This window comes from Pseudomonas sp. KH_040, assembly GCF_057839305.1.
Map to the genome: position 1 here is coordinate 3,148,231 of NZ_CM174487.1, position 26,064 is coordinate 3,174,294.

25 protein-coding genes are annotated in these 26,064 nt (G+C 57.2%); 15 read left to right on the forward strand and 10 right to left on the reverse strand.

The features are described 5' to 3' along the window. Window positions 1–117: 117 nt before the first annotated feature. Window positions 118–1,752, reverse strand: a complete 1,635-nt coding sequence (locus tag AC3IUF_RS14100; protein WP_007914796.1) for a methyl-accepting chemotaxis protein — start codon at window positions 1,750–1,752, stop codon at window positions 118–120. Window positions 1,753–2,056: 304 nt separating this feature from the next. On the opposite strand from AC3IUF_RS14100, the gene AC3IUF_RS14105 reads away from it, so the two are divergent. The 4 genes from AC3IUF_RS14105 to AC3IUF_RS14120 all read left to right on the forward strand — a co-directional run bounded on the left by AC3IUF_RS14105 (window position 2,057) and on the right by AC3IUF_RS14120 (window position 5,914). Then, a complete protein-coding gene (locus AC3IUF_RS14105; RefSeq protein ID WP_489281374.1) occupies window positions 2,057–2,887 on the forward strand; it encodes an undecaprenyl-diphosphate phosphatase in 831 nt (276 codons plus the stop codon). After that, a complete protein-coding gene (locus tag AC3IUF_RS14110; RefSeq protein WP_489281376.1) occupies window positions 2,884–3,315 on the forward strand; it encodes a DUF1294 domain-containing protein in 432 nt (143 codons plus the stop codon). Before AC3IUF_RS14105 ends, AC3IUF_RS14110 begins: the two co-directional genes overlap by 4 nt. Before the next feature lie 236 nt (window positions 3,316–3,551). Continuing rightward, window positions 3,552–4,961, forward strand: coding sequence for a hypothetical protein (locus tag AC3IUF_RS14115; RefSeq protein WP_489281378.1), 1,410 nt, complete (start codon window positions 3,552–3,554; stop codon window positions 4,959–4,961). 65 nt (window positions 4,962–5,026) lie between these two features. Next, window positions 5,027–5,914: a DUF2971 domain-containing protein gene (locus AC3IUF_RS14120; RefSeq protein ID WP_489281379.1), complete on the forward strand. Its 888-nt coding sequence runs from the start codon at window positions 5,027–5,029 to the stop codon at window positions 5,912–5,914. Window positions 5,915–5,958: 44 nt separating this feature from the next. On the opposite strand, the gene AC3IUF_RS14125 is transcribed toward AC3IUF_RS14120, so the two are convergent. Beyond that, the gene (locus tag AC3IUF_RS14125; RefSeq protein ID WP_489281381.1) at window positions 5,959–6,318 is read right to left on the reverse strand and encodes an MmcQ/YjbR family DNA-binding protein; all 360 of its coding nucleotides are present in this window, start codon (window positions 6,316–6,318) and stop codon (window positions 5,959–5,961) included. Next, a complete protein-coding gene (locus AC3IUF_RS14130; protein WP_007914788.1) occupies window positions 6,315–7,223 on the reverse strand; it encodes a LysR substrate-binding domain-containing protein in 909 nt (302 codons plus the stop codon). The genes AC3IUF_RS14125 and AC3IUF_RS14130 overlap by 4 nt, the downstream gene beginning before the upstream one ends. Before the next feature lie 127 nt (window positions 7,224–7,350). On the opposite strand from AC3IUF_RS14130, the gene AC3IUF_RS14135 reads away from it, so the two are divergent. Both AC3IUF_RS14135 and AC3IUF_RS14140 read left to right on the forward strand, forming a co-directional pair. Next, window positions 7,351–7,962 carry an FMN-dependent NADH-azoreductase gene (locus AC3IUF_RS14135; protein WP_007914786.1) on the forward strand — a complete coding sequence of 204 codons (612 nt, stop codon included), beginning with the start codon at window positions 7,351–7,353 and terminating at the stop codon, window positions 7,960–7,962. 236 nt (window positions 7,963–8,198) lie between these two features. Further along, window positions 8,199–9,236, forward strand: coding sequence for an alpha/beta hydrolase family protein (locus AC3IUF_RS14140; RefSeq protein WP_095113262.1), 1,038 nt, complete (start codon window positions 8,199–8,201; stop codon window positions 9,234–9,236). 120 nt (window positions 9,237–9,356) lie between these two features. Here AC3IUF_RS14140 and AC3IUF_RS14145 read toward each other — a convergent pair whose 3' ends face one another. Beyond that, complete coding sequence (locus tag AC3IUF_RS14145) at window positions 9,357–10,544, reverse strand: MFS transporter (protein ID WP_489281384.1); 1,188 nt, start codon at window positions 10,542–10,544, stop codon at window positions 9,357–9,359. A gap of 258 nt (window positions 10,545–10,802) precedes the next feature. After that, window positions 10,803–12,389 (reverse strand): ABC-F family ATPase, encoded by a 1,587-nt coding sequence (locus tag AC3IUF_RS14150; protein ID WP_007914779.1) that lies wholly within the window; start codon window positions 12,387–12,389, stop codon window positions 10,803–10,805. 378 nt (window positions 12,390–12,767) lie between these two features. Between AC3IUF_RS14150 and lpxO the strand changes: the two genes are divergently transcribed. Continuing rightward, window positions 12,768–13,667 (forward strand): lipid A hydroxylase LpxO, encoded by a 900-nt coding sequence (lpxO, locus tag AC3IUF_RS14155; protein WP_007914777.1) that lies wholly within the window; start codon window positions 12,768–12,770, stop codon window positions 13,665–13,667. A 117-nt stretch (window positions 13,668–13,784) separates the two neighbouring features. Here lpxO and ku read toward each other — a convergent pair whose 3' ends face one another. Continuing rightward, window positions 13,785–14,651, reverse strand: coding sequence for a non-homologous end joining protein Ku (gene ku / locus AC3IUF_RS14160; RefSeq protein WP_007914774.1), 867 nt, complete (start codon window positions 14,649–14,651; stop codon window positions 13,785–13,787). A gap of 189 nt (window positions 14,652–14,840) precedes the next feature. Here ku and AC3IUF_RS14165 point away from each other — a divergent pair, with 189 nt between their 5' ends. Then, the gene (locus tag AC3IUF_RS14165) at window positions 14,841–15,161 is read left to right on the forward strand and encodes a hypothetical protein (RefSeq protein ID WP_007914772.1); all 321 of its coding nucleotides are present in this window, start codon (window positions 14,841–14,843) and stop codon (window positions 15,159–15,161) included. A gap of 52 nt (window positions 15,162–15,213) precedes the next feature. After that, window positions 15,214–16,368 (forward strand): PQQ-dependent sugar dehydrogenase, encoded by a 1,155-nt coding sequence (locus AC3IUF_RS14170; protein ID WP_489281387.1) that lies wholly within the window; start codon window positions 15,214–15,216, stop codon window positions 16,366–16,368. A 114-nt stretch (window positions 16,369–16,482) separates the two neighbouring features. On the opposite strand, the gene AC3IUF_RS14175 is transcribed toward AC3IUF_RS14170, so the two are convergent. After that, the gene (locus AC3IUF_RS14175) at window positions 16,483–17,583 is read right to left on the reverse strand and encodes a peptidase C39 family protein (RefSeq protein WP_489281389.1); all 1,101 of its coding nucleotides are present in this window, start codon (window positions 17,581–17,583) and stop codon (window positions 16,483–16,485) included. 92 nt (window positions 17,584–17,675) lie between these two features. On the opposite strand from AC3IUF_RS14175, the gene AC3IUF_RS14180 reads away from it, so the two are divergent. The 4 genes from AC3IUF_RS14180 (at window position 17,676) to nudC (ending at window position 22,037) form a co-directional block, all read left to right on the forward strand. Next, window positions 17,676–19,250, forward strand: a complete 1,575-nt coding sequence (locus AC3IUF_RS14180) for a RimK family ATP-grasp domain-containing protein (RefSeq protein WP_007914765.1) — start codon at window positions 17,676–17,678, stop codon at window positions 19,248–19,250. 7 nt (window positions 19,251–19,257) lie between these two features. Then, a complete protein-coding gene (locus AC3IUF_RS14185; RefSeq protein ID WP_007914763.1) occupies window positions 19,258–20,181 on the forward strand; it encodes a magnesium transporter CorA family protein in 924 nt (307 codons plus the stop codon). 206 nt (window positions 20,182–20,387) lie between these two features. Beyond that, the gene (locus tag AC3IUF_RS14190) at window positions 20,388–21,200 is read left to right on the forward strand and encodes a crotonase/enoyl-CoA hydratase family protein (protein ID WP_007914761.1); all 813 of its coding nucleotides are present in this window, start codon (window positions 20,388–20,390) and stop codon (window positions 21,198–21,200) included. Between the two features lie 6 nt (window positions 21,201–21,206). Continuing rightward, entirely contained in the window at window positions 21,207–22,037 is an 831-nt protein-coding gene (gene nudC, locus AC3IUF_RS14195; RefSeq protein ID WP_447785382.1) for an NAD(+) diphosphatase, read from the forward strand. On the opposite strand, the gene AC3IUF_RS14200 is transcribed toward nudC, so the two are convergent. Next, complete coding sequence (locus tag AC3IUF_RS14200) at window positions 22,005–22,784, reverse strand: TSUP family transporter (RefSeq protein WP_007914752.1); 780 nt, start codon at window positions 22,782–22,784, stop codon at window positions 22,005–22,007. The genes nudC and AC3IUF_RS14200 overlap by 33 nt on opposite strands. Before the next feature lie 358 nt (window positions 22,785–23,142). Here AC3IUF_RS14200 and sfnG point away from each other — a divergent pair, with 358 nt between their 5' ends. Then, window positions 23,143–24,225, forward strand: a complete 1,083-nt coding sequence (gene sfnG / locus AC3IUF_RS14205; protein WP_007914750.1) for a dimethylsulfone monooxygenase SfnG — start codon at window positions 23,143–23,145, stop codon at window positions 24,223–24,225. Between the two features lie 202 nt (window positions 24,226–24,427). After that, complete coding sequence (locus AC3IUF_RS14210; protein WP_007914739.1) at window positions 24,428–24,628, forward strand: hypothetical protein; 201 nt, start codon at window positions 24,428–24,430, stop codon at window positions 24,626–24,628. A gap of 141 nt (window positions 24,629–24,769) precedes the next feature. On the opposite strand, the gene AC3IUF_RS14215 is transcribed toward AC3IUF_RS14210, so the two are convergent. After that, window positions 24,770–25,249 (reverse strand): nuclear transport factor 2 family protein, encoded by a 480-nt coding sequence (locus AC3IUF_RS14215; RefSeq protein ID WP_007914738.1) that lies wholly within the window; start codon window positions 25,247–25,249, stop codon window positions 24,770–24,772. 55 nt (window positions 25,250–25,304) lie between these two features. Then, window positions 25,305–25,868, reverse strand: a complete 564-nt coding sequence (locus AC3IUF_RS14220; protein WP_489281393.1) for a TetR/AcrR family transcriptional regulator — start codon at window positions 25,866–25,868, stop codon at window positions 25,305–25,307. Window positions 25,869–26,064 lie beyond the last annotated feature (196 nt).

A 26,064-nucleotide genomic window follows, 5' to 3' on the forward strand; every position in this document is an offset into this window, starting at 1 on the left:
GTTGAATCCATAATCGACTCGATTTTTCAGGTCGACGTATAGCTTGAGACACCTCGGTCGGCCCCCTCTCCTCGGGGAGAGGGCCGGGGTGAGGGGGGCTCACCAGAGTTACACGGGTCAGACGCGGAACTGGCGCAGCAGGGCGTTGAGTTGTTCGCTCAATTGGCCGAGGCGCAGGCTGGCCGCACTCGACTGCTCAGCCGCGATCGCTGTGCTGTGCGAGAGGCCGGCCGCTTGCGTGACGTTCTGATTGATGTCCTCGACCACATGCGCCTGTTGCAGCGTGGCGCTGGCAATCGACGCATTCAGACCATTGAGATTGCGCAATGCCTGGCCAATGGCATTCAGACTGGCGCCGGCCAGCCCGGCTTGCTCGATGGTCAATTGCGACGCCTTGCTGCTGTCACCGATCACCTTCACGGCCGCCTCGGAATGGTTCTGCAAGCGTTCGATCATCGACTGGATTTCCGCTGTCGACTTCTGCGTGCGCTGCGCCAACAAGCGCACTTCATCGGCGACCACGGCAAACCCGCGACCCTGCTCACCGGCCCGTGCCGCTTCGATTGCAGCGTTGAGCGCGAGCAGGTTGGTTTGCTCGGCAATTGAGCGAATCACCTCCAGTACACTGCCGATCTGTGTGCTTTCGGCGGCGAGGGTGCGAATCACTTCAACCGCTTGATCGATGGTGCCGGACAGCTTGTCAATCTGCTGCAAGCTGCCATCGATGTTGATCTGGCCCTGTTGCGCCTGTGCTTCGGCATCGCGCATTTCGGCGGCGGCGTGCTCGGCGTTCTTCGCCACATCCTGCACACCGTAGGTCACTTCGTTGATCGCCGTCGCCACCAGTTCCATCTGCTGCGACTGCTGCTGGCTACGCTGTTGCGCCTGCGAAGCGTCGTTGCCCAGTTCGCTGGACGACTGGCCCAAGGCGCTGGCCGACACCTGCAAATCACCGATCACGCGACGCAGTTTGGCGGTAAAGGCATTGAAGTGATGCGCAAGCTCGGTGACTTCATCCTTGCCATGGGTATCGAGGCTGCGGGTCAGGTCGCTTTCACCGCTGGCAATGTTGGCCATGGCGTTCACGGTTTCCTGTAGCGGACGGACGATGCTGCGCGCGATCAGGATCACCAGCAACGCCATGATCAGCGCAATCGCCAGGCCGATGACCGTGGCTTTGATCACCTGACCCTGGAACTCCGCCTGTACGTCATCGACGTAAACCCCGGAGCCAAGCACCCAGCCCCACGGTTCGAACAGTTTGACGTAGGAAGTCTTGGCCACCGGCTCACTGGCGCCCGGTTTTGGCCAACGGTAGTCGACCATGCCGGCGCCTTTGGATCGGGCGATGGCGACCATTTCGTTGAACACCGCGAAGCCGTCCGGATCGCGGATCGCCGAAAGGTTCTGGCCTTCGAGTTTCGGGTTGGTCGGGTGCATGACCATCACGGGCGTGAGGTCGTTGATCCAGAAGTAATCGCTCTGGTCATAGCGCAAACCACGAATTGCCGTCAGCGCCTGTTTCTGCGCGGCGTCCTTGCTCAGGGTGCCGGCAGTTTCGAGGTCGTGGTAATAGGTCAGCAGGCCGCTGGCGGTCTGCACCACGTGCTGGGTTTTCTGGGCCTTGGCGTGATAGAGATCGTCGTGGATCTGCTTGAGCATCAATACGCCCAAGGTCAGCAACATGACCACCGCCACAATCAAGATGAGCCACAAGCGTCGGCTGATCGACACACTGCGCAAGCTGTTCATAACGCTGTCACTCCGGATTCTTTTTCTTGTAATAAACGACCGCCAGCATCCAACCACGATTTTGTGAGCGGGCATACGCGACCCAAGTCGTATAACGCGGCAGCGCTATTAAGGCTTGTCTGTTAGGATTTCGGCCCCGCGCGTGAAAACCTGAATCCAAATTGATATTTCACGGAATTTTGACCGTTTCGTGTGGATCCTGTGCGTGCGGAATCGGTACAGCCACAACCAGCTACGCTGATCGCAGTGAACGTAAAAAAATACTATCGGGGCATGCCAGCGCGCATCGCTCTTTGGGGGATTGATGGATCTTTGGACGGCCTTGCAGGCACTGATACTAGGAGTTGTAGAGGGGCTGACGGAGTTTTTGCCCATTTCCAGTACCGGACACCAGATCATTGTGGCCGACTTGCTCGAGTTCGGCGGCGAACGGGCCATGGCGTTCAATGTCATCATCCAGCTCGGCGCGATCCTCGCGGTGGTCTGGGAGTTTCGACGCAAGATTTTCGATGTGGTCATCGGTTTGCCGACCCAGCCCAGTGCCCGTCGTTTCACCGCTAACCTGCTGATCGCATTTCTGCCCGCCGTGGTGCTGGGCGTGATCTTTGCCGACCTGATCCACGAATATCTGTTCAATCCGATCACCGTCGCGACCGCACTGGTGGTGGGCGGTATCATCATGTTGTGGGCGGAAAAGCGTCAGCATGAAGTGCATGCGGAAACGGTCGACGAGATCACCTGGAAAGACGCCCTCAAGGTCGGCTTTGCGCAGTGCCTGGCCATGATCCCTGGTACCTCGCGTTCCGGCTCGACGATCATTGGCGGCTTGCTGTTCGGCCTGTCGCGCAAGACTGCCACCGAGTTCTCGTTCTTCCTTGCGATGCCGACCATGGTCGGTGCGGCGGTTTACTCGGGCTACAAGTATCGCGACCTGTTTGTCCCGGCTGATTTTCCGGTGTTCGCCATCGGTTTTGTCACCGCATTCATCTTCGCCATGATCGCCGTGCGCGGTTTGCTCAAGTTCATCGCCAGCCACAGCTATGCGGCATTCGCCTGGTATCGGATCGTGTTTGGTCTGGTGATTCTGGCGACGTGGCAGTTTGGCTGGATCGATTGGGCGGCGGCCAAGCCATGAGTGACTCCCGCGCACGCCGCCCCGAAGGACGACCTTCGGGCGGCAACAACATCCAGAACCTGAAGCTGAAACTGGTCGTTCTGCTGATCGTCTGCGCGTTGCCGCTGTACGGCTCGTTGTCGATGTGGCTGCGCGGGATTTCGCTGATCCCGCTGGCCGCTTACGGGATCGTCAGCGTGCTGGCGTTCTTCATGTATTGGGCGGACAAGCGCAAGGCGCGCGCTGATGCCTGGCGCACACCGGAGAACATCCTGCATGCGGTAGAGCTGGCGGGCGGCTGGCCGGGCGCGTTGATTGCTCAGCAGGTTTTCCGGCACAAGACGCGGAAGGTGTCGTTTCAGATTTTGTTCTGGGTGATTGTGCTGCTGCATCAAGTGTTCTGGATCGACCAGCTGTTTCTTGGCTCGAACTTGTTGACGCTGTTCTAAAGAACGAATTTACGCAGGCAGGAGGACGGCTTTGCGTTTCTGGAGCAATGCGAACGCGAAAAGACATTCGGGATCTTTGCTGCAAAATCTTCGCGAGTATTAGTGGCGATGAGCTATCATTTTGTGATTCAAGCCCTTCGACTTTCATTGGCTTTGAAAAAAACGCCAGTTTTACTCGGGTAAGGCGTAATCATCTGAACCAAAAGTGTTCGGGCAATAGTGGCAAAGGAGTGCGAATGCCTACATTTCATGAAGAAGAAGTACTTCGCTCAGGGACCTTGGGGTTCTTCAAACCCCATTCGCTGATCACAAAAATCGAGTCCATGGCCGATTTGTCCCCAGAGGGAGAGTCGGCGCCTCCACAAGTCGTCGCACTGCATGTTCATGAGTACATTCATTATCTTCACAACCTTACGACGATCGTAGGGCTGAGCAGTCTCACCAGTTCGTTTTTATTAGTGCACCCGCTTCTCACTCAGATGGCCGATAATCGAATAGAAGAGGAATTGGAACAACATCTCTTGCGGGCATTCACCGAGATAAGGTCGTTAAAAGGATATGAGGAAGACATACCTGAAGACTATAAGTGGGGAAAAGTAAAATGTTGGGATTTTGTCAAGGAAGGCATTAGCTTTACTGATATTGCTAACGGTGCTGAAGAAGATCCCGACCAACCAATCGCATTCAAGACGACGGCGACATTCACTGACGGGCGAATATTGAAATTTCGTTTGGTTCCCGGTCTTGATTTTATTACCGAGGGAATAGCCTATGAGATAGAGCGCGACATAAGGAAGCGTGCGGGCACGTCCGAATATGAAGTTGATCTGATGACGCCGAGCTACCCTTACTTGGCTTTTGCACCCTTGGTTGACCAGCTTGCAGGTCGGAAGCTTCCTTCTGACGAACGAGTTTTCATAGGCAGCGTGGCGCTGCTGACTTCCAATCCATCTGCGTCGATGACTAATATCTGTGAACTGCACAAGTTTGGTGAGGGCACGAAACAAGGCAAGATTCTTGAGCAAATGGTTGGCAATATTATTTCAGGATTTGCCCAGTATGCGGAATATGTGCGCGTGGCGATTATTCCAATGTTTTACAGTATCTTTTCTGGCTCCCCCATATTGGTTAAAGGGATGGAAGTGTACGAGAAGTTAATACTCACCGCGCTGAATTCGAGGCTTAAGCATCCTTTGCTTGAGCTCTCTTTTTTACGCGAAACAATGGATAAGGAAGGCTTTGAAAAAATAGCGTTGAATTTACTCGAACGGGTCATCTTTCAGGGTAAGCCTGGTTTTGCCAGTGAAATAAAGTGGATAGGTCGTCCCGGTAGCGTAGCGAGTTATTCTTCAGATATGCATGAAGCTTTTGCCGTGCTTCAAGCATGTATTCATTATGTGCAGCAACATTTTAAGATAAACAGACTTGAAACGCGGGAGTCATTGAAGCCTACTTCCTGCCCTTTCAGAGGTGCCTGTAAAGTTGAACAAGATTCCGGCCAGCCAGATATTTGCGGGTCACGGCCTTGGCTCGCAGAAAGCTGCAAGGAAATCAAAGAAAAATGTGTTTATCAGGCAGGAATCGAAGCATTCAAGGCGACGGTGGCGTCCAAGGGGGCAACGGTTGATGATTCGTTGCCTTTCTGAAGTTGTTGTTATTGCGTTTGCCAGGTGCGCATTACAAAGATTACTAGGTTTTTTTGGAGGGAGTCATGCCAGGGAACAGGGATGATAAAGGTCAAGGAAGTCGAGAGCGGCCTAAATTTCTATACAAATATACGTCGATCCTGTCGGTCGATAAAATTCTCAGCGCGTTGAGCCTAAAGATTACCGATCCCCAAACGTTTAATGATCCGTTTGATTGCAATGTACCGCTGTTCGATTTAGCTTCAGTCGATATGCTCGGCATCATCAAGCGTGAGATTGGTAAGCCGTTCGGTTTGGCTAATAATGTTCAATTCAATGCCTTGGTACGGTCGCTTCGTCCCGCCTTGGAGCGGTTGACGGAAGAGGTTCTTCACATGACCGCAGAGCTTTCTACGGAATGGGATGAACTGCTTCCTCAATTGAGAGTGCTTTCATTGACAACAACGCCCGATAATATACTGATGTGGTCGCACTATGCGGATTATCATAAAGGGGTGGCTCTTAAGTTTGACGCTAATTCATCAATTTTCAAAGAGGCTAGAAAAGTTCGCTACGAAGATGGCGACAAGCTCCTGTCAGTGTTTCTGAATGCCGAAATTTCTTCCTTGGTACAAACATTGGTCCGAGGCGATGCCCGCATTGATTCAGATGAGCTTTCGTCGATGTTTTCGGGACGTACACTTAATCTGCTCTTTAAGTATTTGTTGCTGAAGCGTAGGGAGTGGGAGTATGAACGAGAATATCGTGTAATTTTGCCTGCAAATAGTCAGGAAGTTATTCGGCGTTCGGATATCGATACCGTCGCTTTTCTACCTGACGACCTTCATGAGGTGATCTTCGGGGTTTGCAGTGATCCTGCGACCGTAGGGCCAATTGAAACGTTATTGGCATCGAATTTTCCTTGGGTGAAAGTGACACACGCCAAAAAAAACGGGCTCATTCTGGTGTTATAGAACGATGCAATAGAGCCGCGTCGCCACTCAAAATTGGTTGCCCCTCAAATAATCAAACCGATTCTGGTTTTTTTCGGCAATTTGCTCACCACCAACTGGTGCGAACGCTGTAACAACCCCTGCAACTCCTCGACACCCAACGGATAGGGCGGTTGCATGATGATCCACTGCGCCCGCGCCAGATACGGCGCCGGATGAATCCCCGGGCGGTCGCAATGACCGAGAAACAGATCCTTGTCGACCTTGAATGCCAACGAATCGCCACGTAGCCCCTGCAAGGCAAACATCTTGTTGCCGGCAATCGAAAACACCCGCACGCCACCCCATTTGTAATCTTCCCGAGCGCCCGGCAATGCCAGGCAGAACGCCGCGACGTCGGCTTCGCTCATTTTTCCCTTGCTCATAACAACCGCTCCCCACAGGCATTGAACGACTCGACCAGATGATCGATCCATGCGCGCACCGCCGGCATTACGCCGCGTCGATGCGGATACACCGCTTGCAGCCAGCCGCCGGGCAGTGACCACTCTGGCAGCATCTGCACCAGCGTGCCGTTTTCCAGCTCCGCCTCGCAATACATCATCGGCAACAGCGTAAACCCCTGACCGGCCAGAACGCAGGTCTTGCGTACGACAAAGTCATCGATGCCCAGGCGCGCTTCCATGTTCAGTTCAAAACTGTGGCCCTGCTGATCGAGCAGACGCACATGCACCATGCGATCGGCCTCCAGCGCCCCCAACACCGGCAGATTTTTCAGATCTTGCGGATGATTGATCGTCTGGCCTTGTAAAAACGCCGGGCTGGCGACCACGACCATTTGTGCCTGACGCAAACGCCGGGTCACCAGCAGCGGATCCTCATCACCGTGTTCACGCACGCGCAATGCGACATCAAAACCTTCGCCGACCAGATCGACCCGACGATTGAGCAGGACGACTTCCAGTTGCACCTGAGGAAATTTGCCGAGGAATTCGCTGATGACCCACGGCAACATTTCCCGGGCCAGACCGGTGGGGCAGGAAACGCGCAGGCGACCGCGCGGCTCACTGGACATGCTCGCCACCGCCTCATCGGCCATTTCCGCTTCCAGCAACATCGCCTGGCAGTGACGCAGATAACGTTCGCCAACGGCGGTGAGATTGAGTTGCCGGGTCGTGCGTTGCAGCAAACGCGCACCGAGGCGTTCTTCCAGTTCGGCAATACGCCGCGACAGCCGTGACTTTGGAATCCCGAGCAATCGCCCGGCCGCAGCAAAACCGCCAGCCTCGACGACTTTGGCGAAATAGTAGAGATCGTTGAGGTCTTGCATAGGGAAATCCAGCTGTTCTATCAGTGGGACAAACTATCGCATTTCAGGCGGCTAATCATCCATTGGTTTCTTGCGTAGGATTGTCTCCATTCCGTCGCCACCGGCGATTCCTTCCAGGAGATTCCACATGAAACTGCTGCATATCGATTCGAGCATTCTGGGCGACAACTCGGCTTCCCGTCAGTTGAGCAGCGAAGTCGTCAAAGCCTGGCAGGCCGCCGAGCCAAGCGCAGTCGTGACTTACCGCGATCTGGCCGCCGACGCTATCAGCCACTTCTCGTCGACCACCCTGGTCGCCGCTGGCACTACTGCTGAGCTGCGTAACGCCGCACAACAGCACGAAGCCGAACTGAGCGCTTCGACCCTGGCCGAGTTCATCGCCGCCGACGCCGTTGTTATCGCGGCTCCGATGTACAACTTCACCGTACCGACCCAACTCAAGGCGTGGATCGATCGCGTAGCAGTCGCCGGTCAGACCTTCCGTTACACCGAAGCCGGCCCTGAAGGCCTGTGCGGCGGCAAGAAAGTCGTGATCGTCTCCACTGCCGGCGGCATCCACGCCGGCCAAGCCAGCGGCATCGCTCACGAAGAATATCTGAAGCTGGTACTGGGCTTCCTTGGCATCACCGATATCGAAATCGTCCGTGCCGAAGGCCTGGCGTATGGCGAAGAAGTGCGCAACAACGCCATGACCGCTGCTCAGGCGAAGATCAGCGAGCAACTGTTCGCCGCCGCGTAAGGCTTGCGTAAAGAACAGCTGATGTTCAGGTAACCTCCAAAAAACTCTGTATTCTGGTTCCGCAAGGGGCGAATACGGAGTTTTTTGTTTCTGACTGTTACATAATCTGGCCCGGGTTATGCAGTCACACAATCAGTGTCTGAATGCATTGTCGTACCGGAACACCTAATCCCCGGGGGTTCTGGCCCGCAACGCAACGGAACTTTCGATTGAGTAACAACAGGGTGGGGCATCCCATGATGCGTCTTTGTGCAGCGTTACTGATTTGCCTGCTCGGCGGCCTGAATTCAGTGCAGGCTGCGCCTGGGCGACACCCGGTGTGGAGCGTCGGCTACCACGAAATGACCTTTCTGGATCCGCTGGATCTGCAACCGATGCGCGCGATCGCCTTTTATCCCTCCAGCGACCGCGAACACATGAGCCTGCTCGAGGGTTATTCGGTCGAGGCTGGCGAAGACACCAAAGTCGCCATCGGCCGCTTCCCGATGCTGATGCTCTCCCATGGCAACACCGGCACGCCGCTGGCGCTGCATGACCTCGCGACCTCACTGGCACGCAAAGGCTTTGTCGTGGTCGCGGTGATTCACCCCGGCGACAACTCCAAAGACCACAGCCGATTGGGCACCCTGAGCAATCTCTATGGTCGGCCAATCCAGATTTCCGAAGCGATTACCGCCACGCTTGGCGACCGCATGCTCGCGCCGTACGTCAATGCCGATCAGGTCGGGGTGATTGGCTATTCGGCGGGCGGCGAAACGGCGTTGATCTTGTCGGGGGCGCAACCGGATCTTGATCGCCTGCGTCGTTATTGCCAGGAGCGTCCAGATGATCGTGATGCCTGCAACACGCAGGGTGAATTGATCGTTGATCGAGATGACCTGCAACCGGTCGCGGATCCGCGCGTTCATGCCTTGCTGCTGATGGCGCCGCTGAGCTTGAAGTTCGGCCGTCACACCTTGGCCGATGTGCATGTGCCGGTGCTGCTCTACAGCGGTGATGGCGACAAACTGGTGGCTTTCGACAAGAACGCGGCGGCGCTGGCGCGCAAACTGCCGACGGCGCCGGATTTCAAATTACTCGCCGGGGCAGGGCACTTCGTCTTTATGGCGCCGTGCAATGAAGAGCAGATTCGCGCGATGCCGGCGTTGTGTACCGATGCTGATGGCGTGGATCGCGAGGATATCCATCGCAACCTGATCTCCGAGGCTGGACGGTTCTTCTCGCACACGCTGGGCAGACCAACCCGGGCCGGCATGCAAACCGCAGATCAATAACCCCGCAAATCCCCTGTAGGAGTGAGCCTGTTCGCGATAGCGGTTCATCAGAAAAGATTATGTCGACTGACACACCGCTATCGCGAGCAGGCTCACTCCTACAGGGGGCTGCGTCGGACTTCAGGTCGTTGCCCGGCGCTGGAGCAGCAAAGTCAGCCCCAACCCGATCACAGATAACAGCGCCGCACTAAAGAAAATCCACGAATACCCCAGATTCAACGCCACCGCGCCCATCAACGGCCCGGCAATCGCCAGCGCCAGATCGAAGAACACCGCGTAAGCGCCCAGCCCGGAACCACGGCTGGAGCTGGGCACTTGCTTTATCGCCTCTACACCCAACGCCGGGTACACCAGCGACAAGCCAAACCCGGCCAATCCCGCGCCGATCAAGGCAAAAGCGCTGGACGGCGCCAGCCACAACAGCACCAGCCCGACGGTTTCTATAGTCATACAAGCAATGGCGGACCTGAACCCGCCGAAGCGACTGATCGCCGAGATAAACATCAGGCGCGACAGGATGAAGCACACGCCGAACACCGTCAGGCAGTACGCTGCGCCGGTCCAGCCACGGTTCAGGTAATACAAAGTGATGAAGGTGGTCAGCGTGCCGTAGCCGATCGAGGCCAGGGTCAGGCTGGCGCCATACGGGGCAATCCGTCCGAATACCGCCCAGAACGGCAGCCGTTCGCCGCGAATCACCGGCACCGAGGGTTTGTTGCGGATCAGTAGCAGCGCGCCTGCCGCCAGTACCGCCAGCGCGATGCCGAGGCTGGTAAAGCCGTAATCGGCGACCATCACCACACCCAGCGGCGCGCCAATGGCAATCGCGCCATAGGACGCGATACCGTTCCAGCCAATGGATTTCGCCGTGTGTTCGACACCCACCTGGCCCATGCACCAACTGATCGTGCCGACGCCGATCAAGCCCTGCGCGATACCGAGGAGCAAACGGCCGATGATCAGGATGATCAGGCTCGCCAGCGCAAAGTCCTGCAGCAGTGTGGAAAGCAACGTCAGCAAGCCGCTGAGGACAATCCCCCACAAGCCATAAATGATCGCCCGTTTGGTGCCGAGCGTATCCGACATGCGCCCGGCCATCGGCCGGCTGAGCAGGGTGGCCAGGTATTGCGAGCCAATCACCAGACCGGCAATCACCGCGCTGAAACCCAATTGTTCATGCACATAACCCGGCAACACCGCAATCGGCAGACCGATGCAGAGGAACGCAATAAAGGTATAGAACACGATGGAGACGATCTGCAGGGTGATCGCCATGGAGCTTTGCGGTGGCAGTTGCTGCGCAGACATGAGGACTCGTTCGCGGGCGGCGGTGGGAGAGTTCGCATCATGGCTTGGGTGTCAGATAAAAGAAAGCAGGCTAACTATCTTTCCAGACTGATCGTTCCCACGCTCTGCGTGGTAACGCCGCCACGGACGCTCCGCGTCCCGCTCGTGTGACGCGGAGCGTCTCGAGATGCATTCCCACGCAGAGCGTGGGAGCGATCAGCGCCTTGAATGCAAAAAGCCCTGTCACATGGACAGGGCTTTTTAGATTGCAGCAGCTGTTTAGAACACGACGCCCTGACTACGCAGGTAGTCATCGTAAGTGCCGCTGAAGTCAGTCACGCCATCCGGGCTCAGCTCGATGATGCGCGTGGCCAGGGACGATACGAACTCACGGTCGTGGCTGACGAAGATCAGCGTGCCCGGATAGTTTTCCAGCGCCAGGTTCAGCGCCTCGATCGATTCCATGTCCAAGTGGTTGGTGGGTTCGTCCATGATCAGCACGTTCGGCTTTTGCAGAATCAGCTTGCCGAACAGCATGCGACCTTGCTCACCACCGGAAATCACTTTGACCGACTTGAGGATTTCGTCGTTGGAGAACAGCATGCGGCCCAAAGTACCGCGAATCATCTGCTCGCCCTGAGTCCACTGACCCATCCAGTCGAACAGGGTGACGTCGTCTTCGAAGTCGTGCGCGTGATCCTGGGCGTAGTAGCCCAGTTCGGCGGCGTCGGTCCACTTGATGCTGCCGGCGTCCGGGGTCAGTTCGTTGACCAGGGTGCGCAGCAGGGTGGTTTTGCCGATACCGTTCGGGCCAATGATCGCTACTCGCTCGCCGGCTTCAACCTGGAAGCTGAAGTCTTTGAACAGTGGTTTGCCGTCGAAGCCTTTGGCCATTTTTTCGACGATGACCGCCTGGCGGTGCAGCTTCTTGTTCTGATCGAAGCGGATGAACGGGCTCACGCGGCTCGAAGGCTTGACCTCGGCCAGCTGGATCTTGTCGATCGCCTTGGCGCGGGAAGTAGCCTGTTTGGCTTTCGAGGCGTTGGCCGAGAAGCGGCTGACGAACGATTGCAGCTCGGAAATCTGAGCTTTCTTCTTGGCGTTGTCCGACAGCAGTTGCTCGCGGGACTGGGTCGCCACGGTCATGTACTCGTCGTAGTTGCCCGGGAACAGACGCAGCTCGCCGTAATCCAGGTCAGCCATGTGCGTGCACACGCTATTCAGGAAGTGACGGTCGTGAGAGATGATGATCATCAGGCTGTTACGCTGGGTCAGAACGTTTTCCAGCCAGCGAATGGTGTTGATGTCCAGGTGGTTGGTTGGTTCGTCGAGCAACAGCACTTCCGGATCGGAGAACAACGCCTGCGCCAGCAATACGCGCAGTTTCCAGCCTGGCGAGACTTCGCTCATCGGGCCGAAGTGCTGCTCGATGCCGATACCCAGGCCCAGCAACAGCTCACCGGCGCGGGATTCGGCGGTGTAGCCGTCCATCTCGGCGAATTCGGTTTCCAGCTCGGCCACGGCCATGCCGTCTTCTTCGCTCATTTCCGGCAGCGAGTAGATACGATCGCGCTCGGCTTTGACCTTCCACAGCTCTTCGTGACCCATGATCACAGTGTCGATCACGGTGAATTCTTCGTAAGCGAACTGGTCCTGGCGCAATTTACCCAGACGCACGTTCGGCTCGAGCATGACCTGACCGCCGGACGGGTCGAGGTCGCCGCCGAGGATTTTCATGAAGGTCGACTTGCCGCAACCGTTGGCGCCGATCAGGCCATAGCGGTTGCCCGCGCCGAATTTGACCGAAACGTTTTCGAAGAGCGGCTTGGCGCCGAACTGCATCGTGATGTTAGCTGTAGAGATCAAGAGTTATTCCTGCGAAGCATTCTGAGTAGCGAGGGTGCGGCTGCAGCGCTTGGCCCGAGTCGAAGTGCGCTGAAGCGGGAGAGTCCCGTCATCAACCAAGGGGGGCGCGTAAAGTTTGGCGGCGATTGTACTGGTCTGGCTCTCTAAACGATAGGGCGATCACGCCACGATTGCCGATTGGCGTCATCGCGGGACAGTTTTTCACAGTTGAAGATTCACTATCGGTTACAAACTGTGGCTAAAATGCCACCTTTCACCGAGCGTCCGGTAACGGCGCGGGCCAAGGACGTGCCATTTGTAATCAGACCACTGCATAAGACGCTGAGCCTCAGGCCGCCAGGCGCGCAGTTTGTTCACTTCTGACGTGTGACGATTTCCGTGAAACTCATCATTGCTGCTATTTATGTCATTTCCATTGCATACGTTCATTTGCGTGGGCGTGTGCGCCACAAGCTCGGTCGACAACTAAGCGACCACTCGACGTTTCTGGCGCCGATCAACTGCTTTCTTTATCTGTTTTCGAAGAAGCCGAACCAGCCGTACCTGGACCCGAGCGAGTTTCCTGACTTGAGCCCGTTGCAGGCACACTGGGAGGAAATCCGCGAAGAAGGGCAGAATTTGCTGCGTGCCGGCGAGATCAAGCGCTCTAACCAGTACGACGATGTCGGGTTCAACTCGTTCTTCAAAAGCGGCTGGAAGCGTTTCTACCTGAAGTGGTACGGCGAAAGCCATCCGTCGGCGATGAAGCTGTGTCCGCGCACCACCGAACTGGTGCAAAGCATTGGTTCGATCAAGGCCGCGATGTTCGCCGAGCTGCCACCGGGCTCGAAACTGGTGCGTCACCGTGACCCGTATGCCGGCTCGTATCGTTATCACCTGGGCCTGGACACGCCGAACGACGCCGGTTGCTACATCAACGTCGACGGTGAGAGCTACCACTGGCGTGACGGCGAAGCGGTGATGTTCGACGAGACGTTTATTCATTACGCCGAAAACACCACCGACAAGAACCGCATCATCCTGTTCTGCGATATTGAGCGCCCGATGAAGTACCGCTGGGCCGCCGCGTTCAACGCTTGGTTCAGCCGTACGGTGATGTCGGCTGCCGGCGCGCCGAACGATGCAGGCGACCGTACTGGCGGGATCAACCGCTTGTTTACGCGGATCTACAAGATTCGTCTGCGTGGCAAAGAACTGAAAAAGCGCAATCGCAAGCGTTACTACATGGAAAAGTGGGCGATCTTCGGTGGTTTGTTGGCGATCTTCATTCTGATCTGAGTTCCACGCAGACGCTGCTGACGCCATCGCGAGCAGGCTCACTCCTACATTTGAAATGCGTTCCCCTGTAGGAGTGAGCCTGCTATCGATGACGGTCTCAAGGGCAACCAATCACTATCAGGAAGCCTTCTTGGTCTTCTTCGCCGGCGCAGATTTCGCCGTTTTCTCTGCTTTCGCTTTTGGCTTCGCCACCGCTTTCCCACCCAGACTGCGTTTAAGCAGCTCGGTCAAATCGATAACATCAGCTGTCTTGCGCTCTTCCTCGCCGCCCACCGTTTCGACATCCTCGATCTTGCCTTCATGGGCCTTTTTCTCGACCAGAGCCATGATCTTGTCTTCGAACTCATCCTTGTAATCCTCGGGCTTCCAGTCCGCGCTCATGTCCTGCACCAACCGTTTGGCCATGTCCAGTTCACCCTTGGCCAGTTGCGGCTTGGTCACTTCGCTGCCCAGCTCCAGCTCATCGAGGCTGCGCACCTCTTGCGGCCAGCGTAACTTCACCAGCACCAAGGCAGAATCCAGCGGCATCAACGCCGCGAGGTACTGGCGCGTATGCAGCACCACGCGGGCGAGGGCGACCTTGTTGGTTTTGCTCAGGGTTTCACGCAGCAATGCGTAAACCTTGCCGCCGCGTTTGTCGGGTGCCAGGTAGTAGGGCGTGTCGATGTTCTGCAGGGGAATCTGTTCGGCATCGACAAAGGAAAAGATGTCGATGGTCTGCGTCGATACGGGATGCGCCGAGCGAATCTCTTCCTCGCTCAGCACCACATAGCGGCCCTTTTCATAGGCCACACCTTTGACGATGTGCTCCTTGGTGACTTCTTTGCCGGTGACCTTGTTGACCCGTTTATAACCGACAGGATCCATGCTGCGGCTGTCGAGCCAATCGAAATCGACGCCCTGCGACGAGGTCGCCGAGACCAATGCGACAGGGATGTGCACCAGTCCGAAACTGATTGCGCCTTTCCAGATTGCCCGAGCCATGGTGAGTTCTCCGAGTGATGATCGGATGACCTGCGGCTGTGACTGAAAGTTTCCCCGAAATGCGCGGGTTTACTGGGACTCGGTCAAGCCGTGTTACATGTTGTTTAAGGCTTGCGGGTTAACAAATCCGAACCCTGAGCGTAGCGTGGACTCGAAGGCTCTATCCCCGGCCCATCGAGAGGCAGCGTCATGAACCGAATTCTGCTTGGCATCGTCGTCCTGACCCTCAGTGGTGGTCTGGTTCATGCCGACGTCCTGTTGGCGCAAAGCCCCACCGGCAATAGCAATAACCCCTACAACAGTCCGATCCGCCGGGCCAATCCGAACAGCATGCAGGGCACTCAGCCCAGCGCTCCACCCATTCGGGGACCGAACACTGTACCGACGCCGCGCCAGCCTACGGTCGAGAACCGAGGCATTGGTAATGGCCAGCCGATCCGCTCGGTGCCGAGCACGCCGCCCACGTTCATTCCCAACCCACCTTCGCGCAGCGGAGACAGCAACCGTTGAGCGGCAGGACTGAGGTTCTGCCGGCCCTGCAAACGAACAAAAGGAATCGTGCATGTTGCGTAAAACCGTTCTAGCCACACTGTGTGCCGGCGCGCTGATCAGCGCGGCGGCCTTTGCCGCCGCCCCCAAAGAGCTGCAAAGCGAGCAGGGCACCCTCGAAGTCACGACCATCACCGCAGGCCTTGAGCATCCTTGGGCACTGGCGTTTTTACCGGATCGCCAAGGCATGCTGGTCACCGAGCGTCCGGGTAATCTGCGCGTGGTGGCCGCCGACGGCAAACTGTCGGCGCCGATCTCCGGTGTGCCGCAGGTCTGGGCCAAGAGGCAGGGCGGGTTACTCGATGTCGCGCTGTCACCGGACTTCAAACAGGATCGTCTGGTCTATCTGTCCTATGCCGAAGGTGGCGGTGCCGGCGACAAGGCCGGCACCGCTGTGGGGCGAGGACGGCTCTCGGATGACTTGAAGACGCTGAAGGATTTCAAAGTGATCTTCCGCCAGGAACCGAAGCTTTCGGTCGGCAATCACTTCGGCTCACGGCTGGTGTTTGATCGCGACGGTTATTTGTTCATTACCTTGGGTGAGAACAACGACCGGCCGACCGCGCAGGATCTCGACAAGCTGCAAGGCAAGGTCGTGCGCATCTACCCGGACGGCAAGGTGCCGGATGACAACCCGTTTGTTGGTCAGTCCGGCGTACGCCCCGAGATCTGGGCCTACGGCGTACGCAATCCGCAGGGGGCGGCGCTCAATCCCTGGACCGGCACGGTGTGGGAGAACGAGCACGGCCCGCGCGGTGGCGATGAGGTGAACATCATCGAGCGCGGCAAAAACTACGGCTGGCCGCTGGCGACCCACGGCATCAATTACTCGATGCAGCCGATCCCGGAAGCTCAGGGCAAAACGGCCGAAGGCACTGTCGCACCGCACCACGTGTGGGAGAAGTCGCCGGGCGTTACCGGTATGGCGTTTTACGATGCCGATCGTTTCAAGCCGTGGCAACACAATGCGTTTATCGGCGCGCTGGTGACTCAGGAGCTGATCCGCTTGCAGTTCGATGGTGACAAGGTGGTGCACGAGGAGCGCTTACTGGGCGAACTCAAGCAGCGGATTCGTGATGTGCGGCAAGGGCCGGATGGTTACTTGTACGTGCTGACGGATGAAGAGAAGGGCTCTTTGTACAAAATCGGCCTGAAGCCCGAACTTTAAAGAAGATTCCCCCTGTAGGAGCTGTCGAGTGCAACGAGGCTGCGATCTTTTGATCTTGTTTTCAAGATCAAGATCAAAAGATCGCAGCCTGCGGCAGCTCCTGCATGTGGAGGTTTACGTTTCGCGGGAATACAGCACTACTGCAGCACGCAATTTACCCCGGCCAAACCGGCACATTTTCTCGAACTCCCCATGACTCACCGGCACATGCTGGCAATCCATGGGCTGTCGATGCTGGCTGTGGTCAACATCCGGGTCATGCAGGTAAACGAAGTCTTCGTCGCAATCGGTCACGATCACCCAGTGCGGCGATTTGGAGCGGGTCAGTCGATAGCTGCTGATCAACACCAACGGCTGTCCACCGGCATCCAGCAGTCGCGGCAGATCCAGCAATGCACCGATCACGCACTCGACATCGGTCTCTTGCAATTGCGCCGTAAACTCTTCGTGGACCAGGCGCATGACGTCTTTTTTATGCGCGTCACGCACACCGTCGAGGAACAGCGGCCCACTCATGCTCAGCGCCATACGCACGCGAAACCCCCGACGCCACGCCGCCAGTGCCAATCCCTGCGGGCTGCAACCGCCATGGCCGGAGGTCATGAACACCGTCGTTGCTTCCCGCCAGACCTGCAACTCTTCCCGACGCTCCAGCAAAAGCTCCGATTGCAATGCGCCCATGGCCATCAACAGACACGCCGGGCCACAGGTGAAATCGGTGGTTTGCGGGTAGTAAGGCACCTTGATGCTGCGCGAATCACGGTGCTGGAGAATGCGTTTCTCCAGACGCAGCGCATCGGCGTGGTCTTCGTAGTAATCGTGAATCAGGGCAAAACGCCGGTAGCCATTGCGCTCGTACAGCGCGATGGCCGCAGGGTTGTCGAGGCGCACTTCCAGGCGCAGGTACGCGCAGTCATGTTCCAGGGCCATCGCTTCAATGCGCTGCAGCAATGCCTTGCCCAGGCCCGTGCCGCGCGCCTCGACGGCGATGGCGATGGAATACAGCCGCGCGAGCGAAGTGCCGCGATGAAACAACACCAACGCATAACCCAACAATTGACCGTCGTACTCCGCCACCAGCAACTGCCCGTGAGCACGGGTGATCATCCACTGAAAGCTGCGACTGGTGAGCCGGTCCGTGGTGAAACATTGCATTTCCAGTGCCAGCAACGCCGGCAAGTCTTCAACTACCGCCAAACGAAAAACAGCCTTCATATGACCACCGTAAAAGTTGCGTAACGAAACGAGACTTTCAAAAAACTTCGTGCTTAATAGAAAAGGTCTTGTTCTCCAACGGATCAATCTCTATGTCAGCGGTACAGGGTCATTGGCGCGAAGTATCCGAGCAAAGTTTGCCGGCGGCAACTTATTTAAAATCAGCGATTAAAACATCCAGTCAGGTTTTGATTATTGTCGAGCGCAAGGAAGACTGGGCCTCATATTTCCCCAGCGAAGACATCCTGACGGCGCAGGAATACCTCGAGCACAGCTGTGACAGCGAGCCGGGCAAGCGCGTGCAGGTGATCAATCTGTGCCGCAGCTACAAGTACCTTGGCCACGGTTACTACTGCTCGTTGCTCGCCGAGGCGCGGGGGCACAAGGTGATTCCGTCGGTGCGAACCATCAGCGAACTGACAAAAAAATCACTGTACGGTCTGGCATTGGACGATCTCGATAAAACCCTTGAGAAAGCCCTCAGTCATCATCTCTACAGTGATACCGAAGGCTTTACTCTGACCCTGTATTTTGGCCGGACCCATATCGAGCCATTACAGGATCTGGCCCGGCAGTTGTTTGAAGTGTTTCCCTGTCCGATTCTGTTAGTTGAGTTTCGCCGAACTAACGGATGGCATATTGAAGGCATCAAGTCCGGTGCCTTGCACAAGTTGCGCGACGATCAGGAAGATCAGTTTGCCAATGCGCTGGACGGTTTCAGTCGTAAAGTCTGGCGTGTGCCGCGCTCGCCGCAAGTGGCGCGCTACGACCTGGCAATATTGCACGATCCGCAGGAGGCTTTACCGCCGTCCAACGCCAAGGCACTGGCGAACTTCGTCCGGGTCGGCAAAACCATGGGCATCGACGTCGAACTGATTGAACGCAAGGATTACGCACGTCTCGCCGAGTACGACGGTTTGCTGATCCGTGAAACCACCAGCGTCGACAACCACACTTATCGCTTCGCCAAGAAGGCCGAAAGTGAAGGGCTGGTGGTCATGGATGACCCAACGTCGATATTGCGCTGCACCAACAAGGTTTACCTGACCGATCTGCTCAACAGCCATCAACTGGGCATGCCCGCCACCGAAATCCTCTACAAGGAGCGACCCGAAGACTTCGAGCGGGTAGGCGAGCGCCTCGGCTTTCCGCTGGTGCTGAAGATTCCCGACGGCTGTTTTTCCCGCGGCGTGATCAAGGTCGAAAGTCAGCAAGCGCTGCTTGAGGCGACCGCCGAATTGTTTGAGCACTCGGTGTTGCTGCTGGCTCAGGAGTTTTTCTACACCGAGTACGACTGGCGCATCGGCGTGCTCAATCGCAAACCGATCTTCGCCTGCCAATACTTCATGTCCAAGGGCCACTGGCAAATCTACAACCACAAGGCCAAAGGTCAGGACGTCAACGGCGAATGCCGCACGATGGCGATCCACGAGGCGCCGCGTGCGGTGGTGGAGCTGGCAGTGAAGACCGCCAATCTGATTGGCGACGGCCTCTACGGTGTCGATCTGAAGCAGGCCGGCGACAAAGTGGTGGTGATCGAAGTCAACGACAACCCCAACCTCGACGCCGGCATCGAAGACGCCTATTTGCACGACGATCTGTACTCACTGGTGCTGGAAGAGTTCGTGCGCCGCCTGGAACTCAAGCGTCGCGGCCAGGCCTGGTGAGGCGCCGATGATCAACAGCTTCGCACTGAGCCACGGCGCCCTGCAGCGGGTCGAGCGACTGGACGCCGAGGTGATGCTGTTCAGCAACCCCGATGCCGCCGAGCGCGACTTGCTGCACAGTCATTTCAAGGTCGATGAACACGCATTGGCGTCAGCGCTGGACCCGGATGAGGTGTCGCGCATCGAGTTTCATCCCGACCATTTGTTTCTGATCTGGAAACGCCCGGAAAACTACTCCGGTGGCGGCAGCCTGGCATTTGAAGTGTCGTCCTGCGGATTGCTGTTTGCCCCCGGACAACTGCTGGTGATCGCCACCGACGACACGCCGCTGCACGGCCTCGGCACTCGCCAGCCGTTGAACACGCCGCTGGATGTGTTGCTTGATTTGCTGTTCAGCAATATCCATCACTACCTCGGGCACCTGAAGGTGATCAAACTGGTCGCCCGCGAACTGCAGCAGAAATTCAACCACTCGATGCAGAACCAGCATCTGGTGCAGATGTTCAATCTCAGCGAAAGCCTGATCTATTACATCAACGCGCTGCACAGCAACGGCGCGGTCCTCACGCGCCTGCGCAATCATGCCGAGAAACAGCATTTCGGCAGTGAAGCGCTCGGCCTGATTGACGATCTGATCATTGAGAACAATCAGTGCTACAAGCAGGCGGAAATCTACTCCACGGTGTTTTCCGGACTGATCGATGCCCGCGGCAATCTGATGAACAACAGCATGAACAACCTGCTGCGCAAGCTGACGTTGATCAACGTGGTGTTTCTGCCGTTGAACCTGATTGCGAGCATTGGTGGCATGTCGGAGTTCAGCATGATGACGGCGGGGACGCCGTGGTGGATTTCTTATCCGCTGTTTCTGGCGGTGATGTTGCTGGGGGCGGGGGGGATGATGTTTGGGTTGCGGCGTTTGGCCAGATGAATTGTAGTGACTGATCGGACGCTTTCGCGAGCAGGCTCGCTCCCACAGGGAAAAATGAATTTCAACAGGGTGGGAGCGAGCCTGCTCGCGAAGGGGCCGGCACAGGCAAAGTAAAACTCAGGACAGTCCCGCATTTGGCCGAACCGCCGCCGTGATGCCTTGTTATAGTTCGGGCCTCATTTTCTGCCCGGTAAAGGATCACTGCCATGACTCAATACTCCGCCTTCAACGTCGAACTGGCCGACAACATCGCCCATGTGCAGATCAATCGCCCGGAAAAGATCAATTCGATGAACGCGGCGTTCTGGAGCGAGATCGTCGAGATCTTCCAGTGGGTCGACGACACCGACGAAGTGCGCGTGGTGGTGCTCAGCGGCAACGGTAAACATTTCTCCTCCGGCATCGACCTGATGATGCTCGCCGGCGTCGCCAATGAACTGGGCAAGGACGTCGGCCGCAACGCGCGCCTGCTGCGTAAAAAAATTCTGACCCTGCAAGCCTCGTTCAACGCCGTCGACAACTGCCGTAAACCGGTGCTTGCGGCCATTCAAGGTTATTGCCTGGGCGGCGCCATCGATCTGATCGCCGCGTGCGACATGCGCTATGCCGCCGAAGACGCACAATTCTCGATCAAGGAAATCGATATCGGCATGGCCGCCGATGTTGGCACTTTGCAACGGTTGCCACGGATCATCGGTGACGGCATGCTGCGTGAACTGGCTTACACCGGTCGCACTTTTGGCGCCGAAGAGGCGCGCAGCATCGGTCTGGTCAATCGCGTCTACAGCGACAAGGACGCGCTGCTCGAAGGTGTGCTGGACATCGCCCGCGAGATCGCTTCGAAATCGCCGATCGCGGTCACCGGCACCAAGGAAATGATCAGCTACATGCGCGACCATCGCATCGACGACGGCCTCGAATACGTTGCCACCTGGAATGCCGCCATGCTGCAATCCACCGACTTGCGCGTGGCCATGGCCGCCCATATGAGCAAACAGAAACCCGAATTCCTGGACTGAGAAACCATGACATCTCGCTGGACCACTGCAGTACTGGACACCGATCAACCGGGCGGCTGGGCCGTGGCGCGCAGCCCGGAAGGCTTTTTGTTCGACGACAACGGCGCGTTGTTCCCTCGGGAATGGCTCAAGCGTCAGGACTTGTCGGTTCTCGCCGAGCATGGCATCGGCCATCTCGATGGCGAGCCGGTGTATTTGCTGGAACTGCGCAGTGCCAGCGAAGTGTCGGGTTGCAACTGGAAAGGCCTGCGGGCGTTCATGCTCGACGGCGATCACACCATCTACAAGGTGCTTGGGTATGCCGCGCAGATCGGCACCTGGGCCCGTGAGCACCGTTTCTGCGGCAACTGCGGGCAGGCCATGACGCAGGTGCCGCGCGAGCGGGCGATGTATTGCCAGCCGTGCGACCTGCGCAGTTATCCGCGGATTTCGCCGAGCATGATCGTGCTGATCACCCGTGGCGACGAAATCCTGTTGGCGCGCTCACCGCGTTTCGTCACCGGGGTTTACAGCACGCTGGCCGGGTTCGCCGAGCCGGGCGAGTCCGCCGAGGATTGCCTGATTCGGGAAGTGCGCGAAGAAGTGCAGATCGAGGTGAAGAACATTCAGTACATGGGCAGTCAGTGCTGGCCGTTCCCGCATTCGATGATGCTCGGCTTCCATGCCGAATACGCCGCTGGCGAAATTGTCTGTCAGGAAGACGAGATCGAAGACGCCCAGTGGTTCAACGTGCACGACTTGCCGCCGTTGCCAGCGTCCAAGTCGATTGCCCGTTACCTGATCGACGTCTACGTGGCGCGGCGTTTAGGCCACGCTGAACCAGTGCTGCCAGGCTAGGCGTACGGTCAAACCCAGCACCACGGTGATGAACACCGGGCGAATGAATTTGGCGCCGCCGCTGATTGCGGTGCGCGCGCCAAAGAACGCGCCGACCATCACCGACAGGCCCATGCTCAGGCCGATGATCCAGTCCACCTGCCCGGAAAACACGAACACCGACAGCGCCGCAATGTTGCTGACGAAGTTCATGCTGCGCGCCACGCCGCTGGCCTTGACCAGATCGATTGGGTAGAGCAGCAGGCTGCTTACTGTCCAGAATGCGCCGGTACCGGGGCCGGCCACACCGTCGTAGAAACCGAGGCTGAAGCCTTGGGTCGATTGCCATTTCTTTTTGATCGGGGCGTCGCTGTCCAGTGGCGCTTTTGGCGTGCCGCCGAACAACAGATACAGACCGCAAGCGAAGACGATTACCGGAAGCATCTTGTTCAGCCATTCGGCCGGAAGGTAATGGGCGACGACGGCTCCGGTCAGTGCGCCGACCAGTGTGCCGACGATGGCGTGGGTCCACTGTCGCGGGTGGAACAATTTGCGTTTGTAGAAGGTGAAACTGGCGGTGGCCGAGCCGAACGTCGAACTCAACTTGTTGGTGCCCAGCACCAAGTGCGGCGGCAGGCCAGCGGTCAACAGCGCAGGCGTGGTCAGCAGACCGCCACCGCCGGCGATGGCGTCGATGAAACCGGCAATGAAAGCGACAAGGGCCAGGATGGCGAGGGTGGTGAGGTCAACGCTGAGTTCGAAAGGCATGGAATCGGCTTATTCGGCAGGGCGCAGATTGGGCTGCGGGGAGGGCGGTCATGTTACCTGTATCCACCTTTTGCGGCGACCCATCTGACGCCATCGCTGGCAAGCCAGCTCCCACAGGTTTTTGCGTTGCACTGAAGATCATTGTTCACCCCGATCCTTGTGGGAGCTGGCTTGCCAGCGATGAGGGCAGTCGAGCCAACAAATAAACCAACTGTTGCCCACACAACAACCTGCCAACAAATCCCCCTTCCACAAAACATCAACTCCATCCCGAAACCCAACAAAACCGGACATTCCAAGGCTGGCACGCTTGCTGCTCTATGACTCCCATCTCCGCAAATGTCCCGAGGACACGCCGATGAGTCAGCAAGCCGTAAAATTTGCCTACTGGGTGCCGAACGTCAGCGGTGGGCTGGTGGTCAGCAAGATCGAACAGCGCACCGATTGGGGCATCGACTACAACCGCAAACTGGCGCAGCTCGCCGAGACGGCCGGGTTCGAATACGCGCTGACGCAGATCCGTTTCACCGCCGGGTATGGTGCGGAGTTCCAGCATGAATCCGTGGCGTTCAGCCACGCGTTACTCGCGGCCACCAGCAAACTCAAGGTGATCGCCGCGATTCTGCCCGGCCCATGGCAACCCGCGCTGGCGGCCAAGCAACTGGCAACCATCGACCAACTCACCAATGGCCGTATCGCGGTGAATATCGTCAGTGGCTGGTTCAAAGGCGAGTTCCAGGCCATCGGCGAGCATTGGCTGGAGCATGACGAGCGTTATCGCCGTTCCGAGGAGTTCATTCGCTCATTGCGCGGCGTGTGGAGTCAGGACAACTTCAGCTTTCGCGGCGACTTCTACCGCTTCGACAATTACAGCCTGAAGCCGAAACCGCTGGGCCGTCCGGAGATCTTCCAGGGCGGCAGTTCCCGTGCGGCGCGCGACATGGCCGCGCGGGTTTCGGACTGGTATTTCACCAACGGCAACAGCGTTGAGGGGATCAAGGCGCAGGTTGACGATATTCGTGCCAAAGCAGCGGCGAACAATCATTCGGTGAAGGTTGGTGTGAATGCCTTTGTCATCGCCCGTGACACCGAAGAAGAGGCCAGAGCCGTACTGGCGCAGATCATCGATCAGGCCGATCCAGAGGCAGTGAATGCTTTTGGCGACGCGGCGAAGCAGGCGGGCAGGGCGTCGCCGGAAGGTGAGGGCAACTGGGCGAAATCGACGTTCGAGGATCTGGTGCAGTACAACGATGGCTTCAAAACCAATCTGATTGGTACGCCGCTGCAGATTGCCGAGCGGATTGTCGCGCTGAAAGCGGTGGGGGTGGATCTGGTGCTGGCGGGGTTTCTGCACTTTCAGGAAGAAGTCGAATATTTCGGCCGGCGGGTGTTGCCGCTGGTTCGCGAACTGGAGGCAGAAAAGACTGCCGCTGTTGCCTGAACCCTATGTGAACCTGTGGGAATCAGCCTACCGGCAAAGCCGACTGAGCATTCAACACATTTGGATATCAAACTGTTGAAAGCTATTCCAAATCAAGCTCGATACCTGTCAAGTTTGACAGGTTTTCCATTTTGAATCCGATGGCAGACTTCACTACGCCCGGTTATTCCGACTTGGTGGAGGTCACGCAGGAGCATGAGCAATGGAATTCATCGTTGATTTGCACGGAACTTCTGAAACCAAAGAAGACGCTAAAGCAAAGGCTGTGAAGTTGCTAAAAAAACCGGGGTCGTTAGTGAAGATCTCAGACGTGGTGCTAAACCCGTCCAAGCATTCCGCAACTGTTACATACGAACTCGAGCCGGACCCTGATTATGTTCCGCCAAAGAGGGGAAGGTTTTGATTCTATCCTCTGGCGTGGCCGCTCAAGTGGCCGGACGGTTTTCGTGTTTAAGATGGTGAGGCAACAACTGTAGGGGCAGTGAAGGCTGCTCCTACAGTTGTCCTGCGGTCGGCAGATTCAACAGACTCACAGGTCCCGGATTTACAGGTCGAGGTCAGACAGGCCCGGGTGATCATCCGGGCGCCGGCCCAGTGGCCAGTGGAACTTGCGTTCGCTCTCCTTGATCGGCATGTCGTTGATGCACGCGTAGCGCTGGAACATCAGGCCTTGCTCGTCGAATTCCCAGTTTTCATTGCCGTAAGAGCGGAACCAGTTACCCGAATCGTCGTGCCATTCGTAGGCATAACGCACGGCGATGCGAGTATCCGAGTAAGCCCAGAGTTCCTTGATCAAACGGTAATCCAGCTCTTTCGCCCATTTACGGGTGAGGAAAGCCTTGGCTTCTTCGCGGTTGTTGGCGAACTCGGCGCGGTTACGCCACTTGGTGTCGAGGGTATAGGCCAGCGATACCCGTTCCGGGTCGCGGGAGTTCCAGCCATCCTCGGCCAGACGAACTTTCTCGATCGCCGATTCACGGTTGAAGGGCGGCAATGGCGGACGTACCTGAGCTGCAGTAGACATGTTCAGTCTCCCAATCTAATTAATAATTGAACAACAAGTCCGGCTTATTAAGGCGTTACAGGTCCAATAACTTTCGCGCCATGCATTGCGCATTATCGGCGGCACTGTGATCACCCATCACAAGCGCTACGGTAATGGCACCGTCAATCAGGATCAGCAACTGTTTGGCCAGCAGTTGCGGGTCCTCGGCGCCATGTTCGGTACACAGCTCGCACACGTAGTCGAGCAGCTTCTGTTTGTGTTCTTTGGCGACCAGGCGCACCGGGTCCTGTGGATCGCCGGTCTCGCCGCTGGTGTTGATGAAGGCGCAGCCACGGAAACCTTCCGAGTCGAACCAGCTCTTGAGCACCGTGAACAGGTTAAGCAGGCGATCGGCCGGGGTTTCGGCCTGATCGACAGCGCTGCGGTACCAGTGCATCCAGCGCACGTCGCGACGCTGCAAGGCGGCGACGGTCAGCGCGTCTTTGTCGGCAAAGTAGCGGTAGATGCTTTTTCTGGAGACGCCGGCGGTTTTCACCAGAAGGTCCATGCTGGTGGCAGCGATGCCACTTTTATAGATCAACTTTTCGGTGACATCCAGGATGATGTCGCGTGTGTCGTTGCTAGTGATTTCGTTCATGTGGCGAACAGTAGAACGATTGTTCTCCTTTGGCAATGGTTTTTTAAAATCAAAAGATCGCAGCCTTCGGCAGTTCCTACATTGGCCCGTGTAGGAGCTGCCGAAGGCTGCGATCTTTTGATCTCATTACGGGCACTAACAAGACCCGAAGGATGCGATGGTGTAAGCTCTCGGGTTCTTCGGATTCGACCCATTG